Origin of the sequence: Mycolicibacterium arabiense, assembly GCF_010731815.2 — a bacterium.
Taxonomy (GTDB): domain Bacteria; phylum Actinomycetota; class Actinomycetes; order Mycobacteriales; family Mycobacteriaceae; genus Mycobacterium; species Mycobacterium arabiense.
This window is the reverse complement of record NZ_AP022592.1, coordinates 243,689-259,863: the sequence shown is the minus strand read 5'-3', so window position 1 is coordinate 259,863 and position 16,175 is coordinate 243,689. Positions and strand designations below refer to the sequence as shown.

The window sequence follows — 16,175 nt, the reverse complement described above, 5'->3', positions numbered from 1 at the left end:
CACGCGGCCGAGCCGGGGGGTGGCGTGCCGCGCCCGGTTATGCCGTCGGCGGGTCCGCAGCCAACAACGGTGGCGGCGCCTGACGTCGATGGCGATCCGGCCGATCAGGGACCGGCGAGGGTCGGTCCCGGTGCTGGTGGGCAGCGTGCCGACGTTCCCGTGCCGGGGTCGTGGTCAGTTGTTGAGTGGGGTTCGGGCGACGGTGATCCGACGGTGCGTCGGGTGGGTACGGTTGAGCCGGGGGTGGGTTCGGGTGGGGTTTTTGAGGAGGTGGCTGCGCGGTGGCGGGCTAGTGATGGCGGGGTGCGACGGCGGGTGCGTGAGGTGGTGTTGGGTCGGCGGCCGGATGGTCTGGTTGAGGACGTGGGTGAGGTCGAGGGGTTGGTGGCTTCGGTGTCGGCGCATTCGGGGGTCCTGGAGGTGGCCAGGGCGTGGTGGGCGTTGAGTCCGGGCGAGTTCGCGCAGGCGCGTGCGTGGACGGATGCGTGGAGTCAGCAGCCGCGGGATGCGGTGGGTGCTGAGGAGTTTCGGCGTGTCCGCATGGACGAGTTGGCGGGAAGGGAATCGCCGGCGCAGGTGGCCGTGCAGCGGTTGAACGCCTTCGGTAGGCGTGGTTCTGCTGCGGGGGGTCTGGTGCAGGCGTTGATCACCGAGGGTGTGGCTCGGGTGCGGTCGGTGGTCGATGAGGGTGAGCTGTTGGGGGGGCCGGTTCGGCAGCGGCGGCGGATCGAGCCGGGGGGTCTGCCGGTGGCGGGTCAGCAGGGGGTGCCTGCGCTGTCGTTGGAGGCGGGCGTGGGCTTAGGGGGCGATCCGGTCGGTGTGCCGTCGGACGTCGACGGATACGCCGTGCCGCAGAGGCGGGGGCAAGCAGGGGGACTCGTGGCAGGGGGGGCGGGTCAGCCGTTCGATGGAAACGGCTTTGGCGCGGGGATCGGCACGACGACGGCGGGCTTGGGTGGTGTGGTGGGGGAGGGTCTCGGGTGGCCTGTCTCATCGGAGATTCGTTCTGCGGCAGCGGGGATGTCCGACGAGGACTTGTGGGAAATATTCGGGCCTGCCTTGCCCGACCTGCGGGGCCGGTCGGGGTCCGCGGTGGGCTCGGAGGCGCAGGTGCATCCCCCCGCGGGATATGAGAACAATCGTTACGACGGCAGCCACCCCCGGCAGGCGGCGGTCGCGGGGCCGGCGGTGGGGGTGCAGGAGGCCGCGGGTGGTGGGGGGCAACAGGGCCGGATGTGGATCGACCCGGCGGGTGGCGCCGGTGATGCCGGGGGCGGTGAGCGGGTCGACCGCCGTGCGCTGGCCGAGAGCGACAGCCGGGGTTTCCGGCTGATGGAAGTCGACACCATTGGTAGGGGTAAAAAGGGTTATGTCCACCTGGAGGTGAACGGGGTCACGTACTCGGTGCCGGTGGACGCGTCGTACCTGGGGCAGGAGCTGCCGGTGCACGTCGACGAGGCGGGCGTCACCGTGTTCGACGCCGGCGGAGACACGGAGATCCTTTACTACTCCGTGACTGACCCCCCCCGCCGCCGCGTCTGGTGGCCCTCGGAGGTCACCGCCGGTGTCGGTGGGGGTCGGATCGAGGTGAGGGTGGGCCGATACACCCATGAGGTGTCGGTGGACGCGACGTACACGGGACGGCGGGTCCGGATGCGCGTCGACAAGGCGGACGTCACCGTCGTGGACGCCGAGACCGGTGAGCCGATCCCGCATCGCTCGGCGGTCACATCGTGGATACAGAAGGTCAGCAAGAACGGTTACATCCATGTGCAGGAGCAGCGGGGCGATCTCAACCAAAACAACGTGTGGTTGAGCACAAGGTACGCGGGACAGCAGGTGCGGGTTCAGGTCGACGGGGCGAACATCGAAGTCTTCGCCGACGGCGTGCGACTCACCCGCAAGCCGCTCTCGGCGTCGGCGCGGCGGCCGGTGGTCGGTGCCGGTGGGTCCGGTGAGGGGGTCGGCGGCAGTGAGTCGGCGGCCGTGGCGATCCCGGCGCCGGCGGGGCAGGTGGGGCCGCCGGGTGCGGGTGGTGAGGCCATCCGGGGGGGCGGGGTCGGCGGGGCGTTCGAGGAGGCGGCGTCGGGGCCGTCGTGGGAGTCCGTGTATCGGCGGTTCGGCGGTGGTGCGGGTTCGGCTACGACGGGGGTTGTCGGGGACGCGGCAAGGCGGGGTCCGGATGTCGGGTTGTCGCCGTGGCCGTCGACGGTGGTGGCGCAGCCGGGCTCGTACCCGCAGCCGGGTGGGGGGGACGGAATCGACGTCGTGCGGCCCGATCAGCAGGGGTCGGATGTGTCAGCCCCCGCTGCCGGTGTCTCCGGTGTTGGTGGGCTCGGTGCGGGTGTCGGGACGGCGGGTGCGGACTTCTCGGTGTGGGCGCCGCCGTACGGTGTGCCGTTCGGTCGGTTCGACGCGGTGCCGTGGACCGGCGCGGGCCCGGCGGGGGTGCAGGGTCCGGATGGGGTGCAGGGTCCGGATGGGGTCTTCGACGGGACCGATGCTCCGGTGGCACTTGCTGCTACTGATGCGGGGTTGGGCCCCCCGATGACCGACGACGAGTTCGCCGCCTTCCTCGACATGCTGCGGGGTCCGTCCGACTTCGGGCCGGGGTTTTTCGGCGATGCGGCGCCTTCCACGTCGCGGGACGTGTTCGATGAGATGTAGCGACGAAGTGAACGGCTGCGATGGTGTTCCGGGGAAGCCGATGCCGCTGTCGAAGAGAGTCGGGCGGAGAACTCGTCGGTGACGGAGCGGCGGTGGGCTGTTCAGGTGTTGGGGTGAGCGTGGCGCAACGCGAGTGGAGCGCGGGGCCACAACGGGGCGGGGGGCTCGGTTCTATTGCCGGGTGTGCTTGCTGACAGGGTCCGCCTCGGGGGGAGCAGCGGTAGTCGCAGGCGAGGGTGCGCGATCACTTTTGGGCTGTTGTTTGCGTGTGCGGTGAAACGGTCGAGCCGGCGACGTGGTCTGAGGGCGGCGGGGCCAGCGTTGTGGCGTCGGCCCGCCGCTGGTAGTGGCACGGACACAGTCCTCGGACTCGACCTCGGCACCATCCGCAACAACTTCAGCGTGAAGTGTTGGTTGACAAGCCATTCGCGCCTCGATCGAGCATTTGAAACGACAATCTGCCGGCCGTCGTTGCACGTTGGGGGTAAGTTGTGGGTCTCCGGTAGAGGCCGCGCCGATGGCATCGACCACGATCGACCACCTTCACGAAGATCGAGTCTAAGTGTTGATGACTGCGCCGAGGGCTTCGCCGAGTGAGGTGATCACTCCGGGAAGGTGGCCCTGATTCGCGGCGTGTATGACGATCGATGTTATGCCCACGTCCAAGACGCCGGTCCGCAATCGCTCCGCGATCTGGTCGGCGGTGCCGGTGATCATCAAGCCCTCCATCCCCGCCGGTATCGCGGCCGGTTCGCCGACGCCGTCGAGGTGTACTCCGACGAGAGCGCTCGTCTCCAGCGTGGCGGGGTCGCGTCCCACTTCCTCGCATCGCCGAGACAACACGTCGAGCTTGGCCTTGAGCTGATCGAGCGGCGCGAAGACGTTCAGGTGGCTGGCGTAGCGAGCGGCCAATCGGAACGTCTTCTTCTCACCACCCCCGCCCAGCAGAATCGGGATGTCATCGCGGAAACGCGGTGCGGCAAGGGCGTTCTCCGTGCGGTACCACTTGCCCGCGACGGTGGGTCGCTCACCGCGCAGCATCGGGGCGATGATGCTCAATGCCTCCTCGAGTCTTTCGAACCGCTCGGTGAAGGTGCCGAACTCGTAGCCCAGTTGGATGTGCTCGAGTTCGTACCATCCCGCACCGAGACCCAAGATGGCGCGGCCGGCGCTCACGACGTCCAGCGTCGTGATGATCTTCGCCAGCATGGTGGGATTGCGGTAGGTGTTGCCCGTCACCATCGTGCCGAGTTGAATTCGCTCGGTGACGCTCGCCAGCACCGCCAGCGCGGTATAGCACTCCAGCATCGGATCCTCGGGCGCGCCCACCTGTGGCAATTGATAGAGATGATCCATGAGGAACAGGGCATCGAAGCCAGCCGATTCCGCCTCCCGAGCCTGACCGATCACCGATGGAAACAACTCCCCGACGCCGCGTCCATAGGAGAAGTTCGGAATCTGCAGGCCGAGTCGGATCGTCATACGTCGAACGGTAGGCGCTTGCTCGAACGACCTGTCACTCAGCGTAATTCGTCGTCCTGATGGCGGCGATAAGCGGTGCTCGTACCGGCGGCTCTACGACACGGGTAGACCGGAGGCGCGTGACGGGGCTCGGTACGAGGGTACGGCGCACGATCGCAGCGGCAAGCGCACGCTGATGTCGATTTCGGCCCACCCGTTCGATCAGTGAGGAAGGCAGACAACAGATGAATGAGGTCACGGACGAGTCCGACCGCGAAGCGCTGCTCTACGGGTGCGATCGGGAATTCGCCGCTGCACGACCGGATCCGGAGGTTCTGTCCCGCGCACGATCAGCGGGTCTTCGACTGTCGGAAGTCCTCGCGACCTTCTTCGAGGGTTACGCCGACCGTCCCGCGCTCGGAACTCGGTCGACCGTGCTGCTGGCCGACGAGGAGAGCGGGCGGATGAAGCATCGCCTGCAACCGGCCTTCGACACCATCACCTATGGCCGACTCTGGAGCAACGTCAGGGCCGTCGCGGCCGCCTGGGCGGGGGACCCGGCACCTGTCTGCGCGGGCGACTTCGTGGCGACCATCGGCTTCGCCAGTGCCGATTACGTGACGATCGACATGGCCTGTGCCTACCTCGGTTTGGTGACGGTTCCCCTGCAACACAATTCGTCACCGGATCAGCTTCGCCGGATTCTGGGCGAAACGAATCCCGCGGTGATCGCTGTCAGCGCCGCCTATCTGGACCGAGCCGTCGAGTCCGCGCAGGACGGTAAGAAGCTCCGTCGACTGCTGGTCTTCGACTACGACTCCGCAGTCGACGATCAACGCGAGGCCGTGACCAGGGCGCGTACTCGGTTGGCGGGCCGAGGGATATCGGTGGAATCGATGTCGAATGTCGTCGCACGCGGCCGCGCTCTGCCCGAGCCGCCCATGTACGTCGACGGTGCTCCCTCGCGGCTGGCGGCGATCTTCTACACCTCGGGCAGCACCGGGGCGCCCAAGGGAGCCATGTACACCGAGGCGATGATGAGCTCGCTGTGGACCACCACGTTCACCGGCGGCGCCTCGGTCCCCGTGTTCAACGTCAACTTCATGCCGCTGAACCACCTATTCGGACGCCTGAGCCTGGTGGCGGCGTTCCAGGCCGGAGGGGTCAGTCACTTCACGGCCAAGAGCGACCTCTCGACACTGTTCGAGGACTGGCGGCTGGTCCGCCCAACCCATTTGGCGCTGGTTCCCCGCGTCGTCGACATGCTCTACCAGCGGCACCAGATGGCTGTGCAGCGTTTCCAGAGGAACGGGATGGCCGCAGACGAGGCCGATGCGGCTGCAATGTCGGAGCTGCGGGAGGACGTTCTCGGAGGCCGAGTACTGCGCGCCGGGGTGGGTACCGCGCCGCTTGCCGCTAACATGCGCGCCTTCCTCGACTCGTGTCTCGGGCGGCCCGTGGCCGACAGCTACGGCACCAGCGAGATCGGCGGCGTCCTGCAGAACGGCGTCGTCGTCCGCCCCCCGGTCATCGACTACAAGCTCGTGGACGTTCCCGAACTCGGCTACCACACCAGTGACAAACCCCATCCCCGAGGCGAACTCCTGGTTCGATCGGAGACCACGTTCACCGGTTACTTCCAGCGGCCCGATGTCACCGCCGAGGTCTTCGACCCCGAGGGCTACTACCGCACCGGGGACGTCATGGCCGAGGTCGCCCCCGATCACCTGATCTACCTGGACCGGCGCAACAACGTGATCAAGTTGTCCCAAGGGGAATTCGTCGCACTGGCACGGCTCGAGGCGATCTACGCCCGCACGCCGCAGATTCACCAGATCTTCCTCTACGGCGACAGCGAACGCTCAGCACTTGCGGCGGTGGTTGTACCCACCGCCGAAGTACTCGACCGGGTCGGCGAAGACGACTCGTTGAAGCCCGAACTACTGGCAGCCCTGCGTGGCACCGCTCAGTCCGCGGAGCTGCAGTCCTACGAGATCCCCGTCGACGTCGTCATCGAGACCGAACCGTTCACGACGGACAACGGCTTGTTGTCGGGTGTGGGAAAGCTGTTGCGCAGGCAGCTGATCGACCATTACAAGCCTCGTCTCGACCAGCTGTACGCCCAGCGGGACAGGGACCAGGAAGAGGAACTGCGCGATCTGTGCGACACAGCTGAAGCGCAACCGGTCATCGACACCGTCACCCGTGCCGCGCACGCCTTGCTCGGTCTTCCTGCAGTGCCCGCGCCCCTGGATCAGTTCATCGCCCTGGGCGGCGACTCGCTTTCGGCGGTGAGTTTCTCGCATCTGCTCGGCGAGATCTTCGGCGTCGACGTGTCGGTGGGAGTGATCATCGATCCCTCGGCGGATCTTGCCGCGATCGCCGACTACGTCGAATCCCAAGCCCGCGACGGGTCCAGTGGTCGCCGCCGCGTGTCGGCGACAGACGTCCATCGCATGGACGCCGGCACACTCGCGGCCGCTGACCTCACCTTGGACAAGTTCATCGACGGCGCCACGCTCGACGCCGCGCCCACCTCTGCGGCGCCGACCCCCGACCCGACGACCGTCCTGCTCACCGGCGGTAACGGCTACCTGGGCAGGTTCCTGACGCTCGAATGGCTTCAGAGGCTCTCCAAGACGGGCGGGCGGCTGGTGTCGCTGGTGCGCGGCACCGACGCTTACGCGGCTCGTCGAAGACTCGAGCAGTCCTTCGAGACGGACACGGCGATGTACGACCTGTTCCACCGGCTGGCCGCCGAGCACCTCGAGGTCGTCGCCGGTGACGTCGGCGCGCCCAACCTCGGCCTGGACGATGCGACCTGGCGGCGGCTGACTCACGACGTCGACCTGATCGTGCACCCCGCCGCGCTGGTGAACCACGTTCTGCCCTACGAGCAGCTGTTCGGCCCGAACGTGGTCGGGACCGCGGAGGTGATCCGACTTGCCATCAGCCAGCGGCTCAAGCCGATCGTCTACCTGTCGACCGTGGCGGTCGCCATGGGCGTGGACGACTTCTCCGAAGACGGGGACATCCGCGAGGTCAGTCCGTCGCGGCCGATCACCACCACCTACGCCAACGGTTACGCGAACAGCAAGTGGGCGGGCGAGGTGCTGCTGCGCGAAGCGCACGACCTGTGCGGAGTTCCGGTCAAGGTGTTTCGATCCGACATGATTCTGGCGCACCGCACCTACAGCGGACAGCTGAACGTGACCGACGCCCTCACACGGCTGATGATCAGCCTGATGGTGACGGGGGTCGCGCCGGCGAGCTTCTACGCCACCGACGGCTCCGGCGAGCAGGCGCGAGCCCACTACGACGGCCTGCCCGTGGACTTCGTGGCGTCGGCGATCGCCTCGATCTCCTCCTCGAACCTCGTCGGCATGGAGTCGTTCGACGTGGTGAACCCACACGACGACGGGATCTCGCTGGACAGCTTCGTCGACTGGTTGATCGGCGACGGCGTCACCATGACACGGATAGCCGACTACGACGAGTGGCTCTCCCGATTCACCTCTGCACTGAAGGGTTTGCCGGAGTCGCGTCGACGCGCTTCGGTGCTGACGTTGCTCGACGCCTATCGCGAGCCTCAAGTGCCCATCCGGGGCGCGGTCGCGCCGAGCGCGCGCTTCCGAGAAGCGGTCCAGCGCAGCGGAATCGGAGACGCGGGTAGCATCCCGCGGCTGGACATCGAACTGATCCGCAAGTACCGCGAGGATCTGAAGGCCTTGGATCTGGTTTAGATCCGCGAAAGTGACTGGTGTGCATCGGAGTACCGCTACTCCCCAGCGGGAGGTCGCTAGCCGGGCGGGACTTCGGCCTTGGGACCGGGTTCCCCGTCGTCGATGGACCGCGCCAGCTCGCGGCGAGACCTGATGCCGAGTTTGGCGAATGCGTTGCGTACATGGGCTTTCACGGTGTTGGGGGAGAGTTGCAGCTGTGCGGCCACCTCGCGGTTGGTCCCGCCGTCGGCGATCGCGTTGACCACCCGGAGTTCGGCATCGGTCAGACTGTCCCAGCCCGACTTGCTGCGCGGTTGCACGACGATCCGTCGTTCCACGCCCTGCCCGCGCAGCAGGCGGCCGACGCGGCGGGCGTCGGCGACGGCTTGGCACGTCGCGAAGGTGTCGAAGGCGACGTTGAATTGCTCGACGCCTTCCCGCCGGCGCCCGGCCCGCACGAGTTCTCGGCCCGCGTCCTCGGCGGCTCCGGCATGGAGTAGCGGCCGCGACGGATGCAGCGAGTTCGCGGCGTCCAGCAGCGCATCGGCATCTCGTTCCAGGATGCTGCGGCCATACGAAGCCACTGCCGCGAACAGCGGGGCGCCGGGACGCTCGCGCTCCAGCACCTCGATGCCGTCGGCCGCTCGAACCCGCAGCGCGGCGTCGTCGGCGGCAACCGCCACGCGAGCCGTCAACAGCAGCTGATCGAAGACGTTGAGCCACAGCGGCGTGACGGCCGACGCCTGCGGGCCGCCGAGCCGGCGCGCTGCCTCGTATACGTCACCGCGATGCCACGCCACCAATGCGATCAAGTACGCGGCACCGCCGGCGAGCAACGGCGAGGTGCTCGTCGACAGTGCGTGGGCATCAGTGAGCAACTGCTGCAGCATGTTTCGGTCATCGGTCCGGACGCCCACCTCGGAGAGGACGACCATGCGCATCAGGTTGTTCTCCGTGACGGTTCCCCATTCGCGCATGGGCAGCGCGTCGACGGCCGCGCGGGCCTCGGCGAGTCGACCGGCGGCCGCATGCGTTGTGCCCTCGAGAACCGCCCACGGCGGCAGTGCCATCGCATAGCGGTCGCGGCGGGCGCGCTCGACGCAGTCCGCGACCTCCGCGCCGGCCTCCTCGAGACAGCCCACGGTCACGACGAGCCGCACCCGGTGGATGTCGGCGACGATGTGCCCCAGGGTCGGCTCGCCGAGGCGGGCCAGTGCGGCGACCTCGTCCATGCGCCGGATCGCCCGCAGGGCGTACCCCTGCTGGAGATCGACCATGCCGAGAGCGGTGGCGCTGACGATCCTGGCCTCCAGGTCGCCGTTGGCGGTCGCCGCGTCCATGGCCCGACCGGCCGATGAGGCGTCCGTGTGGATGCCGTTGACCGTCTCGAAGTAGGCCAACCACGCCGTGTGCCGCACCCGGGTGACGTCGTCGATGATGCTCAGTTCCAGTGCACGTCGGTTCTCGGCGATGCGTTGTTCCGGAGCCTCGTTGCCCGCGGCGATGCGCAGGCGGATCTCAGCCTCGCCCTCCTGCGACGCGGGGCTCGACAGCGTGGTGTCGGCGAGTTCCTGGGCTTCGCGGTAGCGGTGCGCACGGTTCAACATCAGCACGGTCTCGGCTACCAGCGAGTCCACCTGGGGATCTCCGGGTGGCAGCAGTTCGACCGCACGCCTGCTGAGGTCGGCGGCCACGCTGGGATCGCTGCGTCCCGCCGAGCGTGCGGCGTCCCGCAGCGCCCCGACGGCCGTCTGGTCGCCGGCCTCGGCGCTGCGCGCCAGCTGGGTGGCGACCTCCTCCGGGGGCGCACCCATCTCCAGCATCGCACCGGCTGATTGTCGCTCCATGGCTCTGCACAACGACCGCGGCATCGACGCGCGTGTGGCGCTCCGCAGCAGTTCGTGCCGGAAGGTCAGGGCGTCGCCGTGCTCGGCCAACAGGTCGGCGCGTATCGCCGCCTGTACGTCTGGCATGAGCGCAGCGGGGGGACGGTCCAGCACCGCGGCGAGAAGCGCGACGGAGAAGTGGTCGGGCAGCGTCGCGGCGACACGAACGACGGCGGCGGTGTCCGGGGCGAGCTCGTCGAGGCGTTGTTCCATGCCGAGTGCCAGTCTGCGCGGAAGCTGGTCTCCCTCGGCGCCTGCGCGTCCACCTCGGACGTCGAGACGCCCTTCCTCATCGAGTCCTCGCAGCAACTCGATCAGCAGAAACGGGCTGCCGTGAGCCATGGCGGCGAGATCCAACAACGAGCGATCCGCTCGGGCGCGCACCGCATCCTGCACGATCTCGACGACGCCCTCGGGTGCTAGCGGAGCCAACCGCACGAGGGTCGCTCCCGCGCGGCGTAATTCGGCCATGGCCTGCCGAGCGGCCGCGCCGCCGGCGCCAGTGCGCGTCGCCAGGACCCACAACACGGGTGCCTGGTCTCCCACCGCCAGCGAGCGCAATGCCAGCAGAGTGGCGTTGTCCGCCCAGTGGATGTCGTCGAGAACGATCATCAGGGGTTGGCTCGCGGCGGCCGCGTGAATGGCGGCGCGCAGGTCGTGGACGACCCAGTAACGCAGGTCGGTCACGTCCCCGGATCGCCGCAACGACTCGGCATCGCCCACCGGCGGGTCGGCGTGCAACGTCGCCGCGAACAACGCGTAGAAGGGCGCCGATTGCTGATACTCGAAGCCCTGAGCGTGTAGAGCCCGGACCCCTCGGTTCCCGGCTCGCTGACACGCCTCGGCGAGCAGGCGACTCTTCCCTATGCCAGGAGGGCCTTCCAGCACGAGCACGCTGCCGTGGCCGCTCGCAACGGCGGAGATCGCCTCGTCGAGGACGGCCAGCTCCGCACTGCGCCCACGGATGGGCGCAGCGCGTCCTCCGTCCAAGGCATCCCGCGTCGAGTCGGCGTTCAGCGTTGTGCTGCTCGTCGTGGCCGTGGACCGCGGCGCTCTGGCGACCAGACCGATTGCACCGCGAGTGGGTGACACCATCCATTAATCGCGCACCGATGCCGGCCCGTGGTCACCAACTCACCTCCCGCGCTAGATGCACCTCGACCTGGCGGGATGATCGCACCGTCACGTCGTCGCCCCACACATATGGGTGCACGAACCCACTATGCCACACCGGGCTGGCGATGTAGCAGTGAGCGCGCAGGCTCGATTCAGTGCGGGTGACGCCGTCGGGTCGCCCTGGAGAGCGCTTCGGTCAACGTGACGGCTCAGTGAGTTCTGCCGGGAACCGTACCCCCTGAGTTTGTTGAGCGTCCTTCAGCAGGATCGGTCATCACGACGTCGCCTCCTGCTCGTTCGGACAAGACATGGCAGCTTCCGACGTTGGCACTCGAGAGGAGGTGGCGCCATAGCCCGGCGGGCGAGGCTCAAGGTCCTGCCGGGTTAAAGCCAGTGCCCGGGGCCTGGCTGTGAGCGCGACGAGCGTCAATAACTATCCGTAACCCTTCGCAAGGCAAAAGATTACCCGCCGTGCAATGGACCCGGCGGTCGGGCACTGCGAGCCTGGTAAGCACATCGAGGTGGCCTGTGCCGTAGCGGATGTTCCTTGACAGGGGAGCCGGGGAAGGTGGACGCGGGGTGACGAACTTGTTCGAGGATGCCCTCGCCGGATACGAAGTCGACCGGTCCGTCGTGGACGTGGTTGGGCGGGCCGACGTCACCCTCATCGAGCCCGAGACAACCTCCTACCCGCCGTCGGCCCTGTTCGCCGCGCAGGCGAACGCCGGTCGGGAGCTGAGCGATCGGGCCAACGACGATCGTCTCGAGTTCTGGGCCGAACAGGCACGCGAACTGTTGTGGGACAGCGACTTCAGCGAGGTGCTCGACTGGTCGAACGCACCGTTCGCGCGGTGGTTCGTGGGGGGCACCGTCAACGTCTCGGTGAACTGCGTCGATCGACACGTCGATGCGGGCAAGGGGGATCGGGTCGCGATCCACTGGGTGGGGGAGCCCGGCGACGCCCGTGACATCACCTACGGCGACCTGCTGAGTGAGGTCGCGAAAGTCGCCAATTACCTGACCGAACTCGGCCTGGCGGCCGGCGACCGGGTTGTGCTCGTCATGCCGACGGTTCCCGAAGCCGTCTTCGCGATGCTGGCCTGTGCGAGGATCGGCGTGCTGCACGTGTTCCTGTCCACCGACCTGTCCGCGACGGCACTGGGGTCGAGGATCCGAGACGTCGGGGCGAAGGTGGTGATCACCTCGGATGGGCACTACGTCCGGGGGAAGTCGGTACCGCTGAAGTGTGCGGTCGACCACGCTCTCGCCGCAGGTGGCTGCGAGACGGTGGAAACCGTTGTCGTGGTTCGTCGTACCGAACACGACGTCGCAGGCAGCTGGGTCGACCGGCGCGACGTGTGGTGGTACGACACCGTCGAGACCGCCCCGGACCGCCACGCCGCCCCGTCGTTCGACGCCGAACATCCGCTGTTCGTGCTCTACGCCGGGTGCGCAGCGGGGCGACCCGAGGGCATCCTGCACTCCTCTGGCGGGTACTTGGCGCAAGCCCGCTACACCTTCCACTACGTCTTCGACCACAAGGAGGGGGAGGACGTCTTCTGGTGTGGTGCCGACCTCGGATCCATTGCAGGGCACACGTATCAGGTGTACGGCCCGCTGTCCGCTGGAGCGACCACGGTGCTGTACGAGGGTGCGGCGGGGTTCCCCAGCGAGCACCGACACTTCCAGATCATCGAGGACTACGGCGTGACGGTCTACTACGTCGCACCGAGTGTCATCCGCAGGTTCATGTCGTGGGGGCGTGACGTGCCCGATGCTCACGACCTCTCGTCGCTGAGGCTGCTCGCGACGATGACTGAGCACGGTGACCCTGCGGCGTCGCGCTGGTACCGCGAGGTGATCGGTAGGGACCGCTGTCCTGTGGTGGACACGTGGTGGCAGCCAGAGACGGGAGCGATCGTGATCGCACCGCTGCCGGGCCTGAACTCGGCCAAACCGGGCTCTCCGGTCGAGCCGCTTCCCGGCATCAGCGCTCACATCGTCGACCGGCAGACGGATCTGGTGGCACCGGGCGAGCGCGGCAGTCTGGTCCTGGACCGGCCGTGGCCGGCCATGCCCCGCGGTATCTGGTGCGACGACGAGCGCTTCGTCGAGGCCTACTGGTCCCGATTCGCCGGCCGCAGTTGGTACTTCACCGGCGATGACGCGTTCTACGACGAGGACGACGGCATCTGGGTGCTCGGCAACGGCGACGACGTGATGGCCGCGACGGGGCGGTAGCCGCTCAGTCCGTGCTGTGTCGTTGCGCATGACGGGCGACGCGCGCGCGGTTGCCGCAGGCCGCCGCGCACCATTGGCGCCGCAGATGGTCTTTGACGAAGAAGTACGCGCAACCGGGAGCAAGGCAGGGCCGGAGCCGATCCCACTGTGGGCTCGTCATCAACTCCATCGTCTGACGCGCGATGATCGTGGTGAGCGCATCGACGTACGTTCCGTCGGCCCACACGTCGCGGCGAAAGGCCTCAGGACCGTGCCACTGCAACTCCGGCCACACCGAGCCGAGCGCGGCGCTCGCGTTGAGGATCGACGTCGCCGTGGCCACATCGGTGACGGGCGACTGCCCGAGCGTCCGGGGGTCCCTGGTCTTCTCCGCGGCCAGCCGCCGCACGGCGTCGCGTAGGGACACGAGGCGCACGGCGTCGGACTCGTCGATGTGCTCGGTGCTCGACGGTGGCGGGAACAGCGCGAACTGCTCGCCGGTCGTACCCACCCACCCGTTCACCTTCGACGGGTCGGCCAAGGCGTCTTCGACACGGCCGCGGGCGATGGAGACGGTGTTCGCCAACAGGATGGGCAGCGGTTCGGACGAATGCGAGCTCGTTGAGGTTGGTGACATCGTCCCTCCAGACGTGGTCTCGGAGCAGCCGGGCTGACTTGGTGATGGAACTGTTAGTAACGATACGCCAGTTTGTGACCGTTAGGGATGTTGCGCCCATCATCGATCGCCGCTGAGGGCGGGCCTTCGTCGCCCGGATGGTTGATTTACCGCCGTGATCGTCGCGGTAATCGACCTCTGAAGTGCGCATTCGGTGCGGATGCACCTCCAGGCGGTGCTGCAGTCGAGGGTGCACGCCAACCACGCAGCATGTCAGCGCTGTGAATCGGGAAGTCACCGCGTTGGAATTAATGCTAAAGGTGTGCTGCTACCATTAGTAGATCCGAACGGATCGCCTTCCCACCGATTGAGAGTCGGCCACCACGGTTGCCGGTTCCGCCAGCACAACTGAACACACGAGTTGAAGAAGTCCCCATGAAGAAGTTCGGGATCGCGTCCATGGTTGCCGGTGCCCTGACCGCCGGGCTGCTGGGTTTTGCAGGGCCCGCTCAGGCCGACATCGGACACCACGGCTGGGTCATCATCACTCAGCCGAACGTGTACGTACCGCACGTGGACACGACCGTTCATCACTGACGCCGCAACGCGGCACGAGCATCGGACACCCGGTTCGGGTGTCCGATGCTCGCTTGTCCTCCCGCGTCGCCGAGCCGTCGAGCGCTACCGTCGACTCTCCTCTGTGAATGGGGCAATCCAACCCATTGCTCGGGTCGAACCACTGTCGAACCCGGGCTCGATTGGGCGTCTGCGAGCGCGGGGGTGCAGCATGCATGGCGGCCGATAACCACGTGTCTCATGCGTCATTCACCCGACGGTGAACACGATCGACTTCCGTGAACGCACGTCCCTGTCGGTACTAAACTATCCGGTGTCGCCCAGCTAGAAGAATGGGTATATGACCCCACTCGTATCGGCGACACGGATCCGCGTACACGTCCAGGAGGGATGATGAATCGGGCGAGACGGGCGCTGCGTGCATGGGGCGCCGAGGCGGACGCCGCCGGCGCCGTCCCTCGCGGCATCGGCGTCGCATCGAGATGACCGCCGAACAACCCACTCGGACAGATGGTTTGACCTTGAAGGGGGTGGCCACCCGTGAGCGAATCCTGACGTGCGCCGCCGAGATCATCCTCGCTGACGGTCTAGTGGGGCTGAGTCTGGACAAAGTGCGTCTTCGCGCCGAAGTGAGTGGGTCGCAGCTCACCCACTACTTCGACGGCAAGCAGTCGTTGATTCGAGCTGTCCTCGACCGTCAGATGAACCTGGTCATGAGCATTCACGAGACGCCGAGTCTGGGAAACCTCGAAACGTGGGAGGAATGGGAGAACTGGGTCGAGGTCAACGTGCGATCCCTGCGGAGGTTCGGCTATTGCGGACGTCCCACCTATCACGGGTTAGCGGGTCAACTCGCGAAGTCGGATGACAGCACCCGTGCGGCCGTGGCCCGAGGATACCGGCGGTGGGTGCAGTTCTTCGAAGATCGGCTCAGCCGCATGAAGGCCGAAGGTGTTCTGGTATCAACCGCCGATCCCAGCCGGCTAGCGCTGGTCGTGGTCGCCGCGCACCAGGGCGGGTGCCTGGTGAGCTTCACCCACCGCCGGGCCTGGCCGTTGGCGAGCACGCTGCGGTTCATCGTCAATTACCTGCGTATGTTCGCCAGCGACCCAACTGAACGCGCACCAGGGAGATTCCGCCAACCGTGGGAACCGCGAGGACCGCGAGCGGCACGAGCTCATCCGGCGGAGCCGCGACTCACCCGCAAGGGTCTGGCGACGCGGGGGCGCATCGTCGAAGGCGCCGCCGAGCTGATGTTCGAGCGCGGTGTCCGCAATACCAGCCTCGACGATGTACGTAAGAGCGTCGGCGTCAGCGGATCCCAACTGTCCCACTACTTCGTCGACAAACGAGATCTGGCATTGCAGGTCATCGCGGTGCGCAGCGCAGGAGTGCAGGATTGCTTGAGCCGCGTGGAATTCGGGGCGCTGGCCACGATGCACGACCTGCGCGCCTGGCGCGACGACTGTATCGGAGAAGCCCGAACGGTGTACCTGGCCGGCGGATGCCCCTACGGCTCTCTTGCCGCCGAGCTCCTGGACTCCGACGGCGCTCTCGTCGACGCGCTGGTCGACGGCTACGACGAGTGGCTGCAACGACTTCGGGACGGCCTCACGTCCATGGTGCGACGCGGCGAGTTATCCGCCGAGGCGAATGTGCGACACCTGGCGGTCAGCCTGCTGACGGCGCACCAGGGCGGTGCGACACTCAGCCACGCCATGGGTTCGGTCGAACCGGCCACCGTGCTGTTGGTCGCCGCGGTGGACTACGTGACCTCGTTCCAGAAACCGGCAGGCGCGGCCGTCAGCGCCCCGGCCGCCGAGTGACGGCGAAGGAGAACGGGTCCGAATCGAGGACGCCCGGTGCGGTGCAGACGGCGCCGAAACGCTCGTCGCATCGTCCGTGAACGAG

Annotated in this window: 6 protein-coding genes and 1 pseudogene; 4 read left to right on the top strand and 3 right to left on the bottom strand. The window is 67.4% G+C overall.

Annotated elements, in window-relative coordinates; translation table 11 throughout:
• Nucleotides 1-3,225: 3,225 nt before the first annotated feature.
• Nucleotides 3,226-4,149: an LLM class F420-dependent oxidoreductase gene (locus G6N61_RS00945; RefSeq protein ID WP_163916363.1), complete on the bottom strand. Its 924-nt coding sequence runs from the start codon at nucleotides 4,147-4,149 to the stop codon at nucleotides 3,226-3,228.
• 224 nt (nucleotides 4,150-4,373) lie between these two features.
• On the opposite strand from G6N61_RS00945, the gene car reads away from it, so the two are divergent.
• Nucleotides 4,374-7,871: a carboxylic acid reductase gene (car, locus tag G6N61_RS00940; protein WP_163916361.1), complete on the top strand. Its 3,498-nt coding sequence runs from the start codon at nucleotides 4,374-4,376 to the stop codon at nucleotides 7,869-7,871.
• Nucleotides 7,872-7,927: 56 nt separating this feature from the next.
• Here car and G6N61_RS00935 read toward each other — a convergent pair whose 3' ends face one another.
• Nucleotides 7,928-10,831: a helix-turn-helix transcriptional regulator gene (locus G6N61_RS00935; protein ID WP_163916358.1), complete on the bottom strand. Its 2,904-nt coding sequence runs from the start codon at nucleotides 10,829-10,831 to the stop codon at nucleotides 7,928-7,930.
• A gap of 687 nt (nucleotides 10,832-11,518) precedes the next feature.
• Here G6N61_RS00935 and G6N61_RS00930 point away from each other — a divergent pair.
• Nucleotides 11,519-13,087: pseudogene (locus G6N61_RS00930) on the top strand (AMP-binding protein); the annotation flags it as partial.
• Nucleotides 13,088-13,097: 10 nt separating this feature from the next.
• Here G6N61_RS00930 and G6N61_RS00925 read toward each other — a convergent pair.
• The gene (locus tag G6N61_RS00925; RefSeq protein WP_163916353.1) at nucleotides 13,098-13,709 is read right to left on the bottom strand and encodes a CGNR zinc finger domain-containing protein; all 612 of its coding nucleotides are present in this window, start codon (nucleotides 13,707-13,709) and stop codon (nucleotides 13,098-13,100) included.
• Nucleotides 13,710-14,123: 414 nt separating this feature from the next.
• Between G6N61_RS00925 and G6N61_RS00920 the strand changes: the two genes are divergently transcribed.
• Together G6N61_RS00920 and G6N61_RS00915 are read left to right on the top strand one after the other, a co-directional pair.
• Nucleotides 14,124-14,285: a hypothetical protein gene (locus G6N61_RS00920; RefSeq protein ID WP_170314443.1), complete on the top strand. Its 162-nt coding sequence runs from the start codon at nucleotides 14,124-14,126 to the stop codon at nucleotides 14,283-14,285.
• Nucleotides 14,286-14,794: 509 nt separating this feature from the next.
• Nucleotides 14,795-16,090, top strand: coding sequence for a TetR/AcrR family transcriptional regulator (locus G6N61_RS00915; protein WP_235887084.1), 1,296 nt, complete (start codon nucleotides 14,795-14,797; stop codon nucleotides 16,088-16,090).
• Nucleotides 16,091-16,175 lie beyond the last annotated feature (85 nt).

What these genes read in the sequence shown, in the direction of transcription:
- G6N61_RS00945 (WP_163916363.1), bottom strand. Translation starts at nt 4,149, where the DNA reads ATGACGATCCGACTCGGCCTGCAGATTCCGAACTTCTCCTATGGACGC.
- car (WP_163916361.1), top strand. Translation starts at nt 4,374, where the DNA reads ATGAATGAGGTCACGGACGAGTCCGACCGCGAAGCGCTGCTCTACGGG.
- G6N61_RS00935 (WP_163916358.1), bottom strand. Translation starts at nt 10,831, where the DNA reads ATGGTGTCACCCACTCGCGGTGCAATCGGTCTGGTCGCCAGAGCGCCG.
- G6N61_RS00925 (WP_163916353.1), bottom strand. Translation starts at nt 13,709, where the DNA reads ATGTCACCAACCTCAACGAGCTCGCATTCGTCCGAACCGCTGCCCATC.
- G6N61_RS00920 (WP_170314443.1), top strand. Translation starts at nt 14,124, where the DNA reads ATGAAGAAGTTCGGGATCGCGTCCATGGTTGCCGGTGCCCTGACCGCC.